This window comes from Streptomyces sp. SID3212 (assembly GCF_009865405.1).
Taxonomy (GTDB): domain Bacteria; phylum Actinomycetota; class Actinomycetes; order Streptomycetales; family Streptomycetaceae; genus Streptomyces.
Map to the genome: position 1 here is coordinate 1 of NZ_WWJY01001219.1, position 1,457 is coordinate 1,457.

Annotated in this window: 2 protein-coding genes; both read right to left on the reverse strand. The window is 76.6% G+C overall.

What is annotated here, in order from left to right; genetic code table 11:
* Positions 1-893: class I SAM-dependent methyltransferase (locus tag GT042_RS38510; protein WP_202534741.1), on the reverse strand; the 893-nt coding region annotated here is incomplete at its 3' end.
* Positions 890-1,457: glycosyltransferase family 4 protein (locus GT042_RS36435; protein ID WP_161312950.1), on the reverse strand; the 568-nt coding region annotated here is incomplete at its 5' end. The genes GT042_RS38510 and GT042_RS36435, both read right to left, overlap by 4 nt.

Genomic DNA, 1,457 nt, shown 5'->3' on the forward strand with positions numbered 1-1,457 from the left:
CGGCGGCGCAGGTACGCGTGGGCGCGGGGCGCGAGGTCCGGGCGCTGTTCGCGGGCGGCGCCGACCCAGCCGCGCAGCCATTGCGCGGTCAGTACGGATTCGGCGGCGGCGAGCCGCCAGGGCGCGGTGTACGTGAACACCGTCGCGTCGTGGCGGGCGAACGCCTCCTCCGTGGCGGGGACCGCGTCGGGGCCGAGCAGCCGGCGGCCGTGTTCGGTACGGCGCTGGTGGGCGTCGAACGACGCGGCGATCGTGGCGTCGAGGGGGTCGGGCGGGGCGATCTCGACGAGCCCGGCGACGGACAGCGCGAACAGCGCGGCGCTGCCGGCCTGGGTGCACGCGGCGGCGAGGGCGTCCACTTCGTCGCGGGTGAGCAGGTCGAGCAGGGCGGAGGCGGTGACCAGGGAGGTGCCCGCGAGGTCGGCGGCGGTGAGGCCGGCGATGTCGCCCTGTTCGGTGGCGACGGTGACGGGGCTGCCGTCGGCGGCCTGGGCGGGCATGTGGGCGACGGCGAGGGCGAGGAGGGCGGGGTCCTTGTCGTGCAGGATCCAGTGCTGGGGGCCGTCGAGGCGGGGGGCGAGCCAGCGGCCCATGGAGCCGGTGCCGCAGCCCAGGTCGCGGATGACGAGAGGGGTGTTCTGGGCGGGGCGTTGGGCGGAGGGCTGGGCGGCCTCTTGGGCGGCGTCCTGGGCGGGCTGCTCGGCCGTGGGCTTGGAGGGCTTGGCCGGGCGCTTGGCGAGCTGGCGAAGGTGGCGGTGGAGGGGGTCGAGGGACTCGGTGGCGCGGGCGGCGGCGTCGGCGCCCTCCCGCAGCTCCAGCCACTCGGGCGTGAAGCGCGGCTCTTCGCTCGTGTCGCTCGTGTCGCTCGTGCCGGTGGTGTCGGTGGTGTTCACGTGGTCCTCCGAGGTCCGTGGGGGAGTTGTTCCAGCACCTCGGCCAGACTCCGTGCGGTGGTGTCCCAGCCGGCGAGGGTGGTACGCCGCTGGTACGCGGCCTCCTTCGACCGGCGCCGCTCACCGGGCTCGGCGAGCCAGGCGCGCAGCGCGGCGGTGAGGGCGGCGGGGTTGTCGGGTGGTACGAGCACGCCCGGCAGGGTGCCGTCGGGCGCGCGCCCCAGCGCCTCGGGGACACCGCCGACGGCGGTCGCGAGGACGGGGATGCCACGGGCGAGCGCCTCGGTCACGGCCATGCCGTACGTCTCCGCGTGGGAGGCGAGGACGAGGAGGTCGGCCTGCGCGTAGGTCGCGGCGAGGGCGGGCCCGACGCGGGGCCCGGCGAGCCGGATCCGCGCTCCGAGCCCCGCCGCGTCGATCCGCTCCCGGACCCGGGCGACGTAACCGGGATCCTGCCCGAGCCCCCCGACCAGGACACACCGCCAGTCGAACCCGGCGAGGTCGATGAGGGCCTCGACCAGGCGGAGTTGGCCTTTGCGGGGGCTGACGGTGGCGACGCAGAGG